The 15,305-nt window shown below is 60.3% G+C and carries 17 protein-coding genes; 12 read left to right on the plus strand and 5 right to left on the minus strand.

All coding sequences use genetic code 11. The annotated features are described in order from the left end of the window. Positions 1-15 precede the first annotated feature (15 nt). Positions 16-2,079, plus strand: a complete 2,064-nt coding sequence (locus AC0V2Y_RS06865; protein ID WP_475415799.1) for a 3-hydroxybutyrate oligomer hydrolase family protein — start codon at positions 16-18, stop codon at positions 2,077-2,079. A 49-nt stretch (positions 2,080-2,128) separates the two neighbouring features. Here the strand turns inward: AC0V2Y_RS06865 and AC0V2Y_RS06870 are convergent, their stop codons facing one another. From AC0V2Y_RS06870 to sugE, 5 genes are all read right to left on the minus strand, one after another. After that, positions 2,129-2,920 carry an EAL domain-containing protein gene (locus AC0V2Y_RS06870; protein ID WP_475415786.1) on the minus strand — a complete coding sequence of 264 codons (792 nt, stop codon included), beginning with the start codon at positions 2,918-2,920 and terminating at the stop codon, positions 2,129-2,131. A gap of 44 nt (positions 2,921-2,964) precedes the next feature. Next, entirely contained in the window at positions 2,965-4,122 is a 1,158-nt protein-coding gene (locus tag AC0V2Y_RS06875; RefSeq protein ID WP_475415785.1) for an iron-containing alcohol dehydrogenase, read from the minus strand. Positions 4,123-4,183: 61 nt separating this feature from the next. Further along, positions 4,184-4,360: a hypothetical protein gene (locus AC0V2Y_RS06880; protein WP_475415784.1), complete on the minus strand. Its 177-nt coding sequence runs from the start codon at positions 4,358-4,360 to the stop codon at positions 4,184-4,186. Next, complete coding sequence (locus AC0V2Y_RS06885) at positions 4,357-4,716, minus strand: NADH-quinone oxidoreductase subunit A (RefSeq protein WP_475415783.1); 360 nt, start codon at positions 4,714-4,716, stop codon at positions 4,357-4,359. The genes AC0V2Y_RS06880 and AC0V2Y_RS06885 overlap by 4 nt, the downstream gene beginning before the upstream one ends. An 11-nt stretch (positions 4,717-4,727) precedes the next feature. Continuing rightward, positions 4,728-5,048 (minus strand): quaternary ammonium compound efflux SMR transporter SugE, encoded by a 321-nt coding sequence (gene sugE, locus AC0V2Y_RS06890; protein ID WP_475415782.1) that lies wholly within the window; start codon positions 5,046-5,048, stop codon positions 4,728-4,730. Positions 5,049-5,375: 327 nt separating this feature from the next. Here sugE and mnmG point away from each other — a divergent pair, with 327 nt between their 5' ends. From mnmG to atpG, 11 genes are all read left to right on the plus strand, one after another. After that, the gene (gene mnmG, locus AC0V2Y_RS06895; protein ID WP_475415781.1) at positions 5,376-7,313 is read left to right on the plus strand and encodes a tRNA uridine-5-carboxymethylaminomethyl(34) synthesis enzyme MnmG; all 1,938 of its coding nucleotides are present in this window, start codon (positions 5,376-5,378) and stop codon (positions 7,311-7,313) included. Beyond that, a complete protein-coding gene (gene rsmG, locus AC0V2Y_RS06900; RefSeq protein WP_475415780.1) occupies positions 7,310-7,954 on the plus strand; it encodes a 16S rRNA (guanine(527)-N(7))-methyltransferase RsmG in 645 nt (214 codons plus the stop codon). The genes mnmG and rsmG overlap by 4 nt, the downstream gene beginning before the upstream one ends. A gap of 167 nt (positions 7,955-8,121) precedes the next feature. After that, a complete protein-coding gene (locus AC0V2Y_RS06905) occupies positions 8,122-8,892 on the plus strand; it encodes a ParA family protein (RefSeq protein ID WP_046681849.1) in 771 nt (256 codons plus the stop codon). Between the two features lie 64 nt (positions 8,893-8,956). Continuing rightward, positions 8,957-9,844 (plus strand): ParB/RepB/Spo0J family partition protein, encoded by an 888-nt coding sequence (locus tag AC0V2Y_RS06910; RefSeq protein ID WP_475415779.1) that lies wholly within the window; start codon positions 8,957-8,959, stop codon positions 9,842-9,844. 270 nt (positions 9,845-10,114) lie between these two features. Next, a complete protein-coding gene (locus AC0V2Y_RS06915; RefSeq protein WP_034752692.1) occupies positions 10,115-10,483 on the plus strand; it encodes an ATP synthase subunit I in 369 nt (122 codons plus the stop codon). A 51-nt stretch (positions 10,484-10,534) separates the two neighbouring features. Further along, the gene (atpB, locus tag AC0V2Y_RS06920; RefSeq protein WP_046681851.1) at positions 10,535-11,344 is read left to right on the plus strand and encodes a F0F1 ATP synthase subunit A; all 810 of its coding nucleotides are present in this window, start codon (positions 10,535-10,537) and stop codon (positions 11,342-11,344) included. A 59-nt stretch (positions 11,345-11,403) separates the two neighbouring features. Next, positions 11,404-11,682: a F0F1 ATP synthase subunit C gene (atpE, locus tag AC0V2Y_RS06925; RefSeq protein ID WP_034752695.1), complete on the plus strand. Its 279-nt coding sequence runs from the start codon at positions 11,404-11,406 to the stop codon at positions 11,680-11,682. A 43-nt stretch (positions 11,683-11,725) separates the two neighbouring features. Beyond that, positions 11,726-12,196 carry a F0F1 ATP synthase subunit B gene (locus tag AC0V2Y_RS06930; RefSeq protein WP_034752697.1) on the plus strand — a complete coding sequence of 157 codons (471 nt, stop codon included), beginning with the start codon at positions 11,726-11,728 and terminating at the stop codon, positions 12,194-12,196. A 2-nt stretch (positions 12,197-12,198) separates the two neighbouring features. After that, positions 12,199-12,744, plus strand: coding sequence for a F0F1 ATP synthase subunit delta (locus AC0V2Y_RS06935; RefSeq protein WP_076564768.1), 546 nt, complete (start codon positions 12,199-12,201; stop codon positions 12,742-12,744). Between the two features lie 78 nt (positions 12,745-12,822). After that, the gene (atpA, locus tag AC0V2Y_RS06940; protein WP_034752701.1) at positions 12,823-14,364 is read left to right on the plus strand and encodes a F0F1 ATP synthase subunit alpha; all 1,542 of its coding nucleotides are present in this window, start codon (positions 12,823-12,825) and stop codon (positions 14,362-14,364) included. A 62-nt stretch (positions 14,365-14,426) separates the two neighbouring features. Next, positions 14,427-15,302 (plus strand): F0F1 ATP synthase subunit gamma, encoded by an 876-nt coding sequence (gene atpG, locus AC0V2Y_RS06945; protein WP_034783836.1) that lies wholly within the window; start codon positions 14,427-14,429, stop codon positions 15,300-15,302. Positions 15,303-15,305: the final 3 nt, after the last annotated feature.

The raw sequence follows: 15,305 nt of genomic DNA on the forward strand, positions 1-15,305 counted from the left end.
AGAACCACCATGCAAATGACGATCACGCGCGCGGGCACTGTTGGCACGAGCCTGTGCACCCTGCTGGCGTTGGCAGCCTGCGGCAGCAACCATGCGCCGGAAGAACTGAACCAGATGCCCAGCTACCTGGGCACCATCACGCGCGCCGACTACGACGGCAAGACGAACGATCTGCTGACGGCAGGGCTGGGCAAGACGGGGCTGGCGGGCGCCACGCCCGCGTATGCGAATGCTGAACAGCCGACGCCGCTCGAGCTGCGCCGCAATGCGATCTACGCCAATTACCGCGCCGTGCTCGACATCGCCGCCAACAGCGGCTACGGCACCCTGTACGGACCGAACGTGGATGCGGCCGGCAACGTGGGCAGCGGCGAGGGCCTGGTGGCGGGCAGCGAATACCTCGCCTATGCCGACGATGGCACGGGCAAGAAGAATGTCACCCTGATGGTGCAGGTGCCGGCCAGCTTCGACCCGGACCATGCCTGCATCGTCACGGGCACGTCCAGCGGTTCGCGCGGCATCTACGGCGCCATCGGCAGCTCGGGCGAATGGGGTTTGAAGAAGGGCTGCGCCGTGGCGTATGCCGACAAGGGTTCCGGCACGGGCTTGTATGTGTTCGAGGACGACAGCGTCAACCTGCAGAACGGCCTGCGCGCGGGAAGAGTCGCCGCCGGCAAGAACGCGCTCTTCGCGCCGGACCTGGGCGATGCCGACCGGCTGGCCTGGGCTGGCGCCTACCCGAACCGCGTCGCCTTCAAGCATGCGCACTCGCAGCAGAATCCGGAGAAGGACTGGGGCAAGGTCACCTTGCAGGCGGTCGAGATGGCGTATTACGTGTTGAACGAGCGCTACGGCGTGCTGGCCCGCGACGGCAGTTCGCGCATCGTGCGGCTGACGCCGAAGAACACGATCACGATCGCCTCGAGCATTTCCAACGGCGCCGGCTCGGCCCTGCTGGCGGCGGAACAGGATACGAAAGGCTTGATCAGCGGCGTGGCGGCCAGCGAGCCGCAAATCCAGCCGGCGGCATCGAGCGCCTACAGCGTGCGCCAGGGCGGGGTGGTGGTCGCCAATCCGGGCCGCGCGCTGTTCGACTACGCCACCTATGCGGCCCTGTATCAGCCGTGCATCGCTTCCGTGGCCGGCAATGCGGGACGCTGCACGGCGCTCGTGGCGAAGGGCTTACTAAACGGTGCCGACCTGGCGGCGCAGCAGGCGGACGCGAAGCAGCGCTTGCGCGCGTATGGCTGGCTGGTCGATTCCGATCCGCTGCAGGCTTCGCACGCGGGCACGAACATCCTCGTGGCCGTCACGTATGCGTATGCCTACGGAAAATTCTCCGTGACCGATAAAGTGTGCGGTTTCACGTTTGCGCAGACGGATGGCAGCGGCAATCCGATCGCGTTCACATCGGCGCAAAAGGCGGTCAGCTTTGCCGCGCAAAACGGCATCCCTGGTAATGTCGTGTACGAGAACAGCGTGGGCGGCGCCAAGGTCTACACGGCCGGCGTGTCGCCATCGACCAGCCTGGCGGACCAGTCGCTCGATGGCTTCCTGTGCCTGCGCAGCCTGGCGACGGGGCGCGACGCCGTCAGCGGCGCCAACTTGCAGGGCACCCTGGCCGGGCAGAGCGTGCGCGTGCGGGCGGGCATCGCCGAGGTAGCGGCCAGCGGCAAATTGCAGGGCAAGCCGGCCCTCATCGTGCACGGCCGCAGCGATACCTTGATTCCCGTCAACCACGCTACGCGCGCCTACCTGGGCCTGAACGCCGCCGTGGAAGGGGCAAATAGCCGGCTGCGCTATATCGAGGTGACCAATGCCAACCACTTCGATTCCTTCAGCAGCGCCTTGCCGACCCTGATCGTGCCGCTGCACGTGTACCTGAACCGGGCGCTCGACGCCATGTATGCGCACTTGAACGCCAAGCAAGCCTTGCCGCCATCGCAGGTGGTGCGCACGGTGACGCGTGCCGATGCGTCGACCTTGATCACGAACGTCAACGTGCCGGCGATTGCGGCAACGCCGGCGCCCGCTAATGCCATCAGCGTGACGGGGACGCAGGTCGATATTCCCAACTAGGCGGTAATGCCTGTGGAACCTAAGGCCACGTTTCACGTGGCCTTTTTTATTACTCCCAGGCCGTATCGGCGATCCGGCCCAGTCCCTGGAAGACCGGCTTGGAAAACCAGTAGCCCTGCATCAGGGAAATGCCGCAGCTGGCCAGGAAGTCGCGTTCGGCGCGTGTCTCGATGCCTTCGGCCAGCACGCGGATACCGAGTTCACTGCACAGGCTGGCGATGGCCCGCACGATCGCCTGGCGCGGCACCAGCGTATCGATGCCGCGCACCAGGTCCATGTCGATCTTGATGATGTCGGGCTGGTATTCGGCCAGCAGGTTCAAGCCCGCATGGCCGGCGCCGAAATCATCGATGGCCGTCTGGAAACCGAAGCGCCGGTAGGCGCGGAAGATATCGACCAGGTGGGGACGGTCTTGCACCCGTTCGCCTTCCGTCACTTCAAAGATGATCTTGTCAGTAGGGAAGCGGTGCAGCCTGGCCGCTTCCAGGGTGCTGCGGATGCACACTTCCGGGCGGTAGACGGCATTGGGCAGGAAGTTGATCGACAGGAAGCCCTGCATGCCCAGCCGGGCGGCGCCGGCCACGGCCTTGACGCGGCACGCCTGGTCGAAGCGGTAGCGGTTGGCGTCGTTGACTTGCGCCAGCACGCTGGCCGCGCTTTCGCCGTTGGGGCCGCGCACCAGCGCCTCGTGCGCATAGATGCTGCGCGTGGCCAGGTCGACGATGGGCTGATAGGCATACTCGAAAGCAAACGGCAGCGGCGCGCTGTCATGGCAGCCGGCACAGGCGCCGTAGGGAAAACTGGTGCTGTCGGGATGAATGGGGAGATCGGGAGGCGTCATGGCGGCAGTGTAGCAGGGCGGGTTGGCAGACTCCGTCTGCTGGTTCACAGTGCGGCCGCATAGATGGCGCGTGCATCGCCGCGCGTGAGGGGCCGCGGATTGTTGCCCAGCAGGCGCGTTTGCAGCATGGCTTCATCGGCCAGACGGTCCAGGTCGCTGAATGCGATGCCCACTTCGCGCAGGGTGCGCGCGATGCCCGTGGCCTGGGCAATGGCCTGCATGGCGTCGATCAGGGCCACGGCCCGCGCTTCGTCGCTGCCGACAATGCCGGGCTGCAGGATGGTGGCCAGTTGCGCATACAGCGGTGCTGCATGGGACAAATTAAAACGCAGCACGTGGGGCAGCACCAGCGCATTCGACAGGCCGTGTGGCACGTGGAACAGGCCGCCGATGGGATAGGCGAGCGCATGTACGGCGGCCACGGGCGCATTGGCAAACGCCTGGCCGGCCAGCATGGCGCCCAGCAGCATGGCTTGCCGCGCCGGCAAGTTGCTGCCATCGCGGCAGGCGGTGACGAGATTGGCGTACAGCAGCGACAGCGCCTGGGTGGCCAGCATGTCGGACAAGGGATTTTTCTGCAGGCGGCTGGTGTAGGCTTCGATCGCATGCACCATGGCGTCGATGCCGGTGGCGGCCGTCACGGCGGGCGGCAAGCCCAGGGTCAGGCTGGCGTCGAGGATGGCCAGGTCCGCATACAGCTGCGGCGCGACCACGCCCATCTTGCTGGTGGCACCCGTGGTGACGATGGCGATATGCGTCACCTCCGAACCCGTGCCGGCCGTCGTCGGCAATTGCACCAGGGGCAGGCGCTGGCCGTGCACATTGCCGATGCCATACAGCTGGGCCAGTTCCTGGCGGCCCGGTGCCAGCACGGCGATCAGCTTGGCCACGTCCAGCGAACTGCCGCCTCCAAGGCCGATTATCAGTTCCACGTGAAACATCTGGGCCTGGGTCACGCCGGCCAGCACGACGGCTTCGGGCGGATCGGCTTGCACATCGGAAAAGACATGGACCTCGATGCCCGCCGCTTGCAAGCTGTGCAGAGAGGCATTGGCCAGGCCGGTGCGCAAAAAGCCCGCGTCGGTGACGAGCAGGGCACGGCGCACGGCAGGGAAGTGGTGGGCGATGTGCGCGCCCAGTTGGGCGGCGGCGCCCGCTTCCACGATCAGATGCGGCACGGTGCGGAACTGGAAGGCGGACATGCGGACTCCTGACAGAAAGACAGAAGCCCAGCTTACTCCGCTTTCCCGCCCCGCGCATGTTTCACGTGGAACCGTTTATGCCTGACCGCTGGATGGCCAGCGCCAGAGTCACGGCGAGCGACAGGCTGGCCACGACGGCCAGCAGGCGGAACGTGCGCGCATCTTTTCGATATTCGCGCACGGCCGCATAGGCCAGGCCAACTCCCATGAGCAGGTTGAGAAACAGCAGCTTGTTCACTCCCACTCCAGCGCGCCGCGTTTCCACTCATAGGCCAGGCCGATGGCCAGCACGGCCAGAAACCCCATGACGGCCCAGAAGCCGGCAAGTCCCAGTGCGTTGACGTTGGCCGCCCAGGGCATCAGGAAGATCACCTCGATATCGAACAGGATGAAGAGGATGGCGACCAGGTAGAAGCGGATGTCGAACTTCATGCGCGCATCGCCGAACGCTTCGAAGCCGCATTCGTACTGGGACAGTTTTTGCGGATCGGGCTTGTGCGGCCCCAGTACGCGTCCCAGCAGCATGGGCACGATGCCGACCAGGATGCCGATCAGAATGAACAGCAGGACGGGAAAATAGTTTTCGAGGAGCATGGGGGTTCCTCTCAGTGGCTCGATGACAGTTTCATCAGCACGATGCCGCACACGATGAGCACGGCGGCGCACACGCGCATGGTGTTGACTTGCTCGCCCAGAAAGACGATGCCGACGACAAAGGCGCCGACGGCGCCGATGCCCGTCCAGATGGTGTAGGCCGTGCCCAAGGGCAGGGTGCGCATGGCCAGCGACAGCAAGCCGAAGCTGGCGATCATCATGACGACGGTGACAACGGAGGGAGTGAGTCTGGTGAAACCCGCGGAGAGTTTCATCGAGTATGCCCACACGACTTCAAGCATGCCGGCAATCATTAAAAGTATCCAGGCCATGGCGGCTCCTTATACAGAGCGGGCCGTCCCGGTGTGTTCCCATGATGGGGGAGGCCGTCCTCCTGGATGATCGTCGCGATGGTCACTGGCGTGACCACGGTAGTGGACGATGGGCAATTGTAGCAAACATTTCACCCTGCCGCAGCCCCATGCAGGCCCCTGTCCTGGCACCGCTGCGTGTTCCACGTGAAACAAAAATCGCCGTTGACTTGCCCTTGCTGAGTAAAAATTAAGCAAAAATTGGCCCGTGGAAGGTTGCGCTCGCAAAAAGACTCTATAATCGGAGCTCTCTTCCCGCATTTTTACTTGCACTGTTACCTATTTATCATGTTATTTCCTACAGAATTCGACGTCATCGTTGTCGGTGGTGGTCACGCCGGTACCGAGGCGGCCCTCGCTTCCGCCCGCATGGGGCAGAAGACGCTATTGCTCACGCATAATATTGAGACACTGGGCCAGATGTCGTGCAATCCCTCCATCGGCGGCATCGGCAAGGGCCACCTGGTCAAGGAGGTCGATGCCATGGGCGGCGCGATGGCGATTGCCACCGACGAGTCCGGCATCCAGTTCCGCATCCTGAATTCCTCGAAAGGCCCGGCAGTCCGCGCCACGCGCGCCCAGGCCGACCGTATTTTGTACAAGGCCGCCATCCGTACGCGTCTGGAAAACCAAACCAACCTGTGGCTGTTCCAGCAAGCGGTCGACGACCTGATCGTCGAAGGCGACCGGGTCGTCGGCGCCGTGACGCAGATCGGCCTGAAGTTTCTCGCGCGCGCCGTCGTGCTGACGGCCGGTACTTTCCTCGACGGCAAGATCCACGTGGGCCTGAATAACTACTCGGCCGGCCGCGCCGGCGACCCGCCCGCCATCTCCTTGTCCGCCCGCCTGAAAGAGTTGAAACTGCCGCAAGGCCGCCTGAAAACGGGCACGCCGCCACGCATCGATGGCCGCACGATCGACTTTTCCGTGATGCAGGAACAGCCGGGCGACCTCGATCCCGTGCCCGTGTTTTCAGTGATGGGCAACACGGCCATGCACCCGCGCCAGGTGCCGTGCTGGGTCACGCACACGAATAGCCAGACGCACGACATCATCCGCGCCGGCCTGGACCGCAGCCCCATGTACACGGGCGTGATCGAGGGTGTCGGCCCGCGTTACTGCCCCTCGATCGAAGACAAGATCCACCGCTTCTCGGGCAAGGAATCGCACCAGATATTCCTCGAGCCGGAAGGCTTGACGACGCACGAGTTCTATCCGAACGGCATCTCCACGAGCTTGCCGTTCGACGTGCAGATCGCCCTGGTGCAATCGATGAAGGGCATGGAAAACGCCCATATCCTGCGTCCCGGCTACGCCATCGAATACGATTATTTCGACCCGCGCGGCTTGAAAGCGTCGCTGGAAACGAAGGCCGTCGCGGGCCTGTTCTTCGCCGGCCAGATCAACGGCACCACGGGCTACGAGGAAGCGGCCGCGCAAGGCATGCTGGCGGGCCTGAATGCGGCCTTGCTGACGCAGGACAAGGAAGCCTGGGTACCGGGCCGCTCCGAGGCCTATCTGGGCGTGCTGGTCGACGATCTGATCACCCAGGGCGTGCAGGAACCGTACCGCATGTTCACCAGCCGCGCCGAGTATCGTTTGAGCCTGCGCGAAGACAATGCCGACATGCGCCTGACGGAAATCGGCCGCGCCTTGGGCTGCGTGGGCGACGCCCAGTGGCAAGCGTTCGAGACCAAGCGCGAAGCGGTGGCGCGCGAGCTCGAGCGCCTGCGTTCCACGTGGGTCAATCCGCGCATCCTGGCGGCCGCCGAATCGGAACGCATCGTCGGCCAGGCCCTCGAGCGCGAATACTCGCTGGCGGACCTGCTGCGCCGCCCGAACGTCGCCTACGACACCCTGATGAGCATGACGGGCATCGAAGGCCAGGCCCTGGCCGGCCCCGGCGTGGAAGACCCCGCCGTGCGCGAGCAGGTGGAAATCCAGCTCAAATATGCGGGCTACATCGAGCGCCAGAGCAAGGAAATCGAGCGCCATGAACACTATGAAAACCTGGCCTTGCCGGAAGGTTTCAATTACCTGGATATCGGCGCGTTGTCGGTCGAAGTGCGGCAAAAACTGGACAAGCAGCGCCCTGAAACCCTGGGCCAGGCCTCGCGCATTTCCGGCGTGACGCCGGCGGCGATTTCGCTGCTGCTGGTACACCTGAAAAAGCGCGGCTTCGGCGCCGCGCAGACCACCACTTTAAAGGACGAGGTTGTTGAATGAAGCAGTTTGACCGGGCCGCATTGGCCCAGATTTTGGATGAAGGCGTCGCCGCGCTGGGGCTGGACCTGAGCGCGGATCAGACGGAAAAACTGCTCGATTACCTGGCCTTGCTGGCCAAATGGAACAGCGTGTACAACCTGACGTCGGTGCGCGATCCGATGCAGATGCTGACCCTGCACGTGCTCGATTCGCTGGCCGCCGTGCCGGCGTTCGCGGATGCAAAGAATGTGCTTGACGTGGGAGCCGGCGGCGGTTTGCCGGGCATGGTCCTGGCCATCGCGCGGCCCGACGTGAAGGTGTCGATGATCGACACCGTGCATAAAAAGACGGCTTTTCTGACGCAAGTGAAGGCGGAACTGGGGCTGGCCAACGTCACCGTGTACACGAAGCGGGTGGAACAGCTGGAAGTGGCGCAGAAATTCGACGTGATCACCTCGCGCGCCTTTGCCGACCTGTCCGATTTCGTCAACTGGTCGCACCACGTGCTGGCCGAGGGCGGGCAATTCATCGCCTTGAAAGGGGTGGCACCGCCAGACGAGCGCGAGCGACTGCCGGCAGACTGGAAAGTGACGGAATTACGGGCGATCCAGGTGCCAGGGCTAAATGCAGAGCGTCATCTGGTCTTTATAGCAAGAATTTAAAGGTCGCTGAATTAACGGTATAAATCATATAAACAGTTTATACGGTATAAATAATATAAACCGTATAAACGATTTATATCGTATAAATGAAATAAACAGTATAAATCGTTTCGGTCGGATGCCGGGGCGCACGATGAAGTTTGCATCTCTTTACAACTAGAAGATACATGGCCAAAATTTTTTGTGTAGCAAATCAAAAGGGTGGTGTTGGTAAAACCACAACAAGCGTCAACCTCTCCGCCGGTCTGGCCAAGTTGAACCAGCGCGTGCTGCTGGTCGACCTCGACCCGCAGGGCAATGCGACCATGGGCGCCGGCATCAACAAGGCCGGCCTGAAGGCGTCGACCTATGAGGTCATGCTGGGCGAGTCCGATGTCAAGACGGCACGCCAGCGTTCGGAAGCGGGGCGCTTCGATGTGCTGCCGTCGAACCGCGAGCTGGCCGGCGCCGAAGTGGAGATGGTCGAACTCGACAACCGCGAACGCCGCCTGAAGGATGCGCTGGCCGAAGTCGACAGTGAATATGACTTCATCCTGGTCGATTGCCCACCGGCATTGTCGATGCTGACCCTGAATGGCCTGTGCGCCGCGCATGGCGTGATCATCCCGATGCAGTGCGAGTACTACGCATTGGAAGGCTTGTCCGACCTGGTCAACACCATCAAGAAGGTGCATGCGAACCTGAACCCGGACTTGAAGATCATCGGTTTGCTGCGCGTGATGTTCGATCCGCGCATGACATTATCGCAACAAGTGTCGGCGCAGCTGGAACAGCACTTCGGCGACAAGGTCTTCAATACCATCATCCCGCGCAACGTGCGTCTGGCCGAGGCGCCGTCGTACGGCTTGCCCGGCGTGACCTTCGACCCCAGCTCGAAAGGTGCCCAGGCGTATATCGCCTTCGGCGCCGAGATGGTCGAACGCATCAAACATATGTAAACAAGGGGCGGGCGCCTGCACGGTTTGATGTGAGCGCTTACTCTGAAAACACGATTAGGACAGCATGGCTACGAAAAAATTAAAAGGACTGGGTCGCGGACTCGACGCCCTGTTGGGCGGCGGCGGCGGCGACTTCGCCAGTCCGGACACGCATCAACCGTCGAACTTGCCAGTGTCGCAAATGCAAGCCGGCAAGTACCAGCCGCGCACGCGCATGGACGAGGGGGCCTTGAATGAACTGGCCGCCTCGATCAAGGCGCAAGGACTGATGCAGCCGATCCTGGTGCGCCCGATCGGGCAGGACACCCTGAGCGGACTTGTCAAATATGAAATCATTGCGGGCGAGCGCCGTTTCCGCGCCTCGCAGCTGGCCGGCCTGACGGAAGTACCGGTGCTGGTGCGCGATGTGGACGACCTGGCCGCCGCGGCCATGGCGTTGATCGAAAACATCCAGCGCGAAGACCTCAATCCCCTGGAAGAGGCGCAGGGCATCCACCGCCTGATCGCCGACTTCAATTTTACGCATGAGCAAGCGGCCACTGCGCTGGGACGCTCGCGCAGCGCCGTGTCGAACCTGTTGCGTTTGATGAACCTGGCCGCACCCGTGCAGACCATGCTGATGGCCGGCGATATCGACATGGGCCATGCGCGCGCGCTGCTGGCCGTCGATGCGGCCAGCCAGATCACCCTGGCCAACCAGGTCGTGGCCAAGCGCCTGTCGGTGCGCGAAACGGAAAAGCTCGTCACCCGCACGGTCGAGGAAGCGGCCAATCCGGTCGAGCCGCGGCAAAAGGAAAAGTCCGGCGACATCGCGCGCCTGGAAGAAGAGCTGTCCGATGCGCTGGCCACGCCCGTGGTGTTCAAAATGGGCAACAAGGGCCGTGGCCAATTGGTGATTGATTTTGCCGATCTTGACGTACTGGATGGTTTGTTGACCCGCTTGCGTGGTTAAATAGCAAGCTGCAAAGACAGGGGCCATGCGGGTATGGCCGATCCGGCCATGCTTTCCGGATGCACCACGTGATTCCTTGATAACACGGCTGGAAGCGGCCAGACAAGCGACTTTGCCATATAGTGGTGCAAATGGCGGCGAATAGTCGGTAAAGCGTCAGTTTCACGCAGCAATTGCCCTGCTGCGGTGCAGCAACGTTTGACTCTATAGATCAAAGCCAACTATAATCCCGTGTCTTTGCGTGTGTAGATTTTTCTGGGAACTTGGCAATTGAGTGATTCACAACAAAGTATTGCCAAGCCAGTCTACAAAGTAGTTGCATTGCAGCTAGCAATCGCTATCAGTTTTGCCACGGTTACCCTGTTTTTTGGTGGCAGTGTCAGAGGCTGGTCCGCCGCATACGGCGGCGCTATCGCAGTCATCGGTAGCCTGGTGTATGCCCTGTTGGTGGTTCGCGGTTCTAGCGACGCCAACAAGGCATTCCGGGCGCATTTGCGCGCAGAAGTGGTGAAAATATTTATCACAGCGGTGCTGTTTATATTGGCACTGGTGTTGTTTCAGTCGGCCGCCTGGTTATGGCTGATCTTGGGTTTCGCGGTGGCAACCTTAGCATACTGGTTTTCATTGCTCGCTGTTTAATCATTGGTTTTGGGGCCTGTTGAGCTCTGAAACGACAAATCTAAATTCATTATGACCACAGAACACGCTATTGAAGCGGGCCATGCTGCCCCGGCCAACGCCACAGAATACATCAGTCACCATCTGGCCCACCTGAGAAGTGCCGACGGCATGATCAATCTGGATACGTTCTGGATTTCGGCCATTCTGGGCTTTGTTTTCCTGGCTGTTTTCTATATGGCGTCGCGCCGCGCGACGGCTGGTGTCCCTGGCAAGTTGCAAAACTTCGTCGAAATGGTCATGGAAATCGTCAATGACACTATTAATGGGGCCTTCCACGCGAAAAGCAAGGTCATCGCGCCGCTGGCCATCACTATTTTTGTGTGGGTCTGGTTGTTGAACGCGATGGACTTCCTGCCGGTTGACCTGTTGCCGAAGATCCTGAGCTGGTTTGGCGTGCATAAACTGCGCGCCGTGCCGACCGCCGACGTCAACCACACCTTCGCCATGTCGCTGTCGGTGGTGCTGTGCGTGATCGCCTTCTCGATCAAGGCCAAGGGCCTGGGCGGCTGGATCAAGGAACTGTTCACGGCACCGTTCCATGCGAGCGGCCTGATCGGCACGATCGCCCTGGCACCTGTCAATTTCTTGCTGCAAATGGTTGAGCTGGTTGCAAAACTGATCTCCCTGTCGCTGCGACTGTTCGGCAATATGTATGCCGGCGAACTGATTTTCATCTTGATCGCGTTGTTGCCTTGGTGGGCACAGTGGGCGTTGGGTGGTCCATGGGCAATTTTCCATATCTTGATTGTAACTTTGCAAGCTTTTGTGTTTATGGCGTTGACGGTTGTGTATCTGAGCCTCGCGGTTGAGAAACATTAATCATTAACTTTATATTTTGTTTTTTTAGTATCTTTCGTTTTTAAATTTAGGAGAATTTTATGCAAGCTCTGATCGCACAAGTACAAAGCATGACCGTTCTGGCAGCAGCAATCATCATCGGCCTGGCCGCAATCGGCACCGCTCTGGGCTTCGCTATCTTGGGTGGCAAATTCCTGGAAGCTTCGGCACGTCAACCAGAACTGATGCCACAACTGCAAACCAAACTGTTCGTTATCGCTGGTCTGCTGGATGCTATCTCGATGATCGGCGTTGGTGTTGCTCTGCTGTACACGTTCGCTAACCCGTTCCTGTCCGCTCTGACGGCTGTTGCTCAGTAATTCGCTCCAACCCTAGGAGAAACTTTTAGTTAGGAGCAAAGGTATGGACATCAATATGTCGCTCATCGGCCAGATGATCACCTTCGCGGTGTTGGTCTGGTTCTCGATGAAGTTCGTATTTCCAGCGCTGAACAATGCGCTGGATGAGCGTGCCAAACGAATCGCGGATGGATTGGCTGCGGCCGATCAAGGTCAGGCTTCGATGGCTGTCGCTGAAAAGCGTGCGCAAGAGGCATTGAACAGTGCACGTGAAGAAGCGTCGCAACGCGTTGCGGACGCTGAAAAGCGCGCGCAGCTGGTTGCTGAAGAGATCAAGCAAAATGCACAAGCTGAAGCTGCGCGTATCATTGCGCAAGCCCAGTCGGACGCCGAACAGCAACTGTCGAAAGCACGCGAACAATTGCGCGCTCAGGTGGCTGACCTGGCTGTCAAGGGTGCCGAGCAGATCTTGAAGCGTGAAGTCAACGCTACGGCTCATGCCGAAATGTTGCAGCGTCTTGCTGTCGAGCTGTAATCATGGCAGAACTCGCAACCGTCGCCCGTCCCTACGCGGAAGCTTTGTTCCGCGTAGCCCAAGCTGGTAAGGAGTCAAGCAACCTCGCGGCGTGGTCCGAACTGGTGTCCGAACTGGCACAGATCGGTAGCCACCCCGAGGTACAGGCGTACGCGCGCAATCCGAAAGTCTCGGAAAGCGACGTCGCCGCCACCATCCTGTCGTTGTTGAAATCGCCGCTCAATGAGGAAGTGAAAAACTTCGTCACCATGTTGATCGAAAATGGCCGCATCAGCCTGCTGCCGGAAATCGGCGCGCAATTCCATACGTTGAAAAACAGTGTGGAAGGTGCGGCTGACGCCGAGATCACGAGCGCTTTCGATCTGAGCGAAGGCCAAACGGCCGAGCTGGTCGCAACGCTGGAAAAGAAATTCAGTCGTAAGCTCAACCCTGCCGTCACAGTGGATCCATCGCTGCTCGGCGGCGTGCGCGTGGTTGTTGGCGACCAAGTGCTCGATACCTCGGTGCGCGCCAAGCTGCAGCAACTGCACGCTGCACTGGTGTCGTAAGACACGCGCTTCGGCAGGCCAGCTTAGACAGACCCTTACCCCTCGCGCAAGCTGAGAGAAACACTTTTAGGAGTTAGTATGCAACTCAACCCATCTGAAATCAGCGAGTTGATCAAGAGCCGGATCCAAGGTCTTGACGGCGGCGCTGAAGTGCGTAATCAAGGCACGGTTATTTCCGTCGCCGACGGTATCTGCCGCATCCACGGTTTGTCGGACGTGATGCAAGGCGAGATGCTGGAATTCCCAGGCAACACGTTTGGCCTGGCAATGAATCTGGAACGCGACTCCGTCGGTTCCGTGATTCTGGGTGCCTACGAGCACATCTCCGAAGGCGACACGGTGAAATGCACCGGCCGCATTCTGGAAGTGCCAGTCGGTCCTGAGCTGCTCGGCCGCGTAGTCAACGCGCTGGGCCAGCCGATCGACGGCAAAGGCGCCATCGAAACCAAACTGACGGCCGCGATTGAAAAAATCGCCCCGGGCGTGATCGCCCGTGAATCCGTTTCGCAACCGATGCAAACCGGCCTGAAGTCGATCGATGCGATGGTTCCCGTTGGCCGCGGCCAGCGCGAACTGATTATCGGCGACCGTCAAACCGGCAAGTCGGCCGTGGCGATTGATGCGATCATCAATCAAAAAGGCCAGGGCATGAAATGTATCTACGTCGCGATTGGCCAAAAAGCCTCGTCGATCAAGAACATCGTGCGCTCGCTGGAACAGCACGGCGCGATGGAATACACCATCGTTGTCGCCGCTTCCGCTTCGGAATCGGCCGCCATGCAATACATCTCGCCGTACTCCGGTTGCGCCATGGGCGAATACTTCCGTGACCGCGGTGAAGATGCACTGATCGTCTACGATGATCTGTCCAAACAAGCTGTTGCATACCGTCAAATCTCGCTGCTGCTGCGCCGTCCACCAGGTCGCGAAGCGTACCCAGGCGACGTGTTCTACCTGCACAGCCGCCTGCTGGAACGCGCAGCACGCGTGAACGCCGACTACGTCGAGAAGTTCACCGACGGCGCCGTCAAAGGCAAGACCGGTTCCCTGACGGCACTGCCGATCATTGAAACGCAAGCTGGCGACGTATCCGCCTTCGTGCCAACCAACGTGATTTCGATTACCGATGGTCAGATCTTCCTGGAAACCTCGCTGTTCAACGCCGGTATCCGTCCTGCGATTAACGCCGGTATTTCCGTATCGCGCGTCGGTGGCGCCGCCCAGACCAAGGTCATCAAAAACCTGTCCGGCGGTATCCGTACCGACTTGGCGCAGTACCGTGAACTGGCTGCGTTTGCGCAGTTCGCTTCGGACCTGGATGAATCGACCCGCAAGCAGCTGGACCGTGGTGCCCGCGTGACGGAATTGCTCAAGCAAGCCCAGTACTCGCCACTGTCGATCTCGCTGATGGCCGTATCGCTGTTCTCGGTGAACAAAGGCTTCATGGACGACGTGCCAGTCAAGCAAGTGCTGTCGTTCGAAGCTGGTGTCCACGCTTACATGAAGACCAAGCAAGCTGCTCTGCTGGCCAAGATCGAAGAAACCAAGCAACTCGACAAAGACAGCGAAGCAACTCTGTCGGCGGCCATTGCTGATTTCAAGAAATCCGGCGCATATTAAGCGGCCAGGCGGCGCCCACCTCGAGTGAGGCGCCGCCCTACGCGCAGAAGGAGTAAGGACTCATGGCATCAAGCAAAGAGATACGTGGCAAGATCAAGAGCGTAGAGAATACGAAGAAGATCACCAAGGCGATGGAAATGGTTGCCGCATCGAAAATGCGCAAAGCGCAGGACCGTATGCGCGCCGCCCGTCCCTACAGTGACAAGATTCGGAATATCGCCGCCAATCTGGCGACCGCCAATCCGGAATACACGCACCCGTTCCTGGCAGCTGCCCAGGGTACGCAAGCGAAGGCAGTGGGTTTCATCGTTGTCACGACCGACAAGGGTCTGTGCGGCGGCATGAACACCAACATCCTGCGCCAGGTGACGTCGAAGTCGCGCGAGCTGGAAGCAGCTGGCAACCGGGTTGAAGCTGTTGCCATCGGTAACAAGGGTTTGGGTTTTTTGAATCGCATCGGCGTCAAGATCATTGCGCACGCCATTCAAACCGGTGATACGCCCCACCTGGACAAATTGATCGGACCTGTCAAGGTCATGCTCGAAGAGTTCCAGGCAGGCAAGATCGATGCAGTGTACCTGTGCTACACCAAATTCATCAACACGATGAAACAGGAACCAGTCGTGGAGCAGTTGCTGCCCCTGACGGCCGACAAGATGGTCGCCGACAAGGGTGCCCACTCGTGGGATTACATCTACGAGCCGGACGCGCAAAGCGTGATCGACGAATTGCTGGAGCGCTATGTAGAAGCGCTGGTGTACCAGGCAGTCGCGGAGAATCTGGCGTCCGAGCAATCGGCACGGATGGTCGCGATGAAAGCTGCAAGCGACAACGCGGGTAGTGTGATCGGCGAATTGAAGCTGATCTACAACAAGACCCGCCAAGCTGCGATTACCAAAGAACTCTCCGAAATCGTCGCCGGTGCGGCTGCGGTTTAAACG

Source organism: Janthinobacterium sp. BHSEK, from assembly GCF_056174685.1.

Excerpts from the sequence above, each read along its gene's own strand:
- AC0V2Y_RS06865 (WP_475415799.1), top strand. The coding sequence starts at position 16 with ATGACGATCACGCGCGCGGGCACTGTTGGCACGAGCCTGTGCACCCTG.
- atpG (WP_034783836.1), top strand. The coding sequence starts at position 14,427 with ATGGCATCAAGCAAAGAGATACGTGGCAAGATCAAGAGCGTAGAGAAT.
- sugE (WP_475415782.1), bottom strand. The coding sequence starts at position 5,048 with ATGGCCTGGATACTTTTAATGATTGCCGGCATGCTTGAAGTCGTGTGG.
- AC0V2Y_RS06935 (WP_076564768.1), top strand. The coding sequence starts at position 12,199 with ATGGCAGAACTCGCAACCGTCGCCCGTCCCTACGCGGAAGCTTTGTTC.
- AC0V2Y_RS06870 (WP_475415786.1), bottom strand. The coding sequence starts at position 2,920 with ATGACGCCTCCCGATCTCCCCATTCATCCCGACAGCACCAGTTTTCCC.
- atpB (WP_046681851.1), top strand. The coding sequence starts at position 10,535 with ATGACCACAGAACACGCTATTGAAGCGGGCCATGCTGCCCCGGCCAAC.
- AC0V2Y_RS06875 (WP_475415785.1), bottom strand. The coding sequence starts at position 4,122 with ATGTCCGCCTTCCAGTTCCGCACCGTGCCGCATCTGATCGTGGAAGCG.
- rsmG (WP_475415780.1), top strand. The coding sequence starts at position 7,310 with ATGAAGCAGTTTGACCGGGCCGCATTGGCCCAGATTTTGGATGAAGGC.
- AC0V2Y_RS06885 (WP_475415783.1), bottom strand. The coding sequence starts at position 4,716 with ATGCTCCTCGAAAACTATTTTCCCGTCCTGCTGTTCATTCTGATCGGC.
- mnmG (WP_475415781.1), top strand. The coding sequence starts at position 5,376 with ATGTTATTTCCTACAGAATTCGACGTCATCGTTGTCGGTGGTGGTCAC.
- AC0V2Y_RS06930 (WP_034752697.1), top strand. The coding sequence starts at position 11,726 with ATGGACATCAATATGTCGCTCATCGGCCAGATGATCACCTTCGCGGTG.
- AC0V2Y_RS06905 (WP_046681849.1), top strand. The coding sequence starts at position 8,122 with ATGGCCAAAATTTTTTGTGTAGCAAATCAAAAGGGTGGTGTTGGTAAA.
- atpA (WP_034752701.1), top strand. The coding sequence starts at position 12,823 with ATGCAACTCAACCCATCTGAAATCAGCGAGTTGATCAAGAGCCGGATC.
- atpE (WP_034752695.1), top strand. The coding sequence starts at position 11,404 with ATGCAAGCTCTGATCGCACAAGTACAAAGCATGACCGTTCTGGCAGCA.
- AC0V2Y_RS06910 (WP_475415779.1), top strand. The coding sequence starts at position 8,957 with ATGGCTACGAAAAAATTAAAAGGACTGGGTCGCGGACTCGACGCCCTG.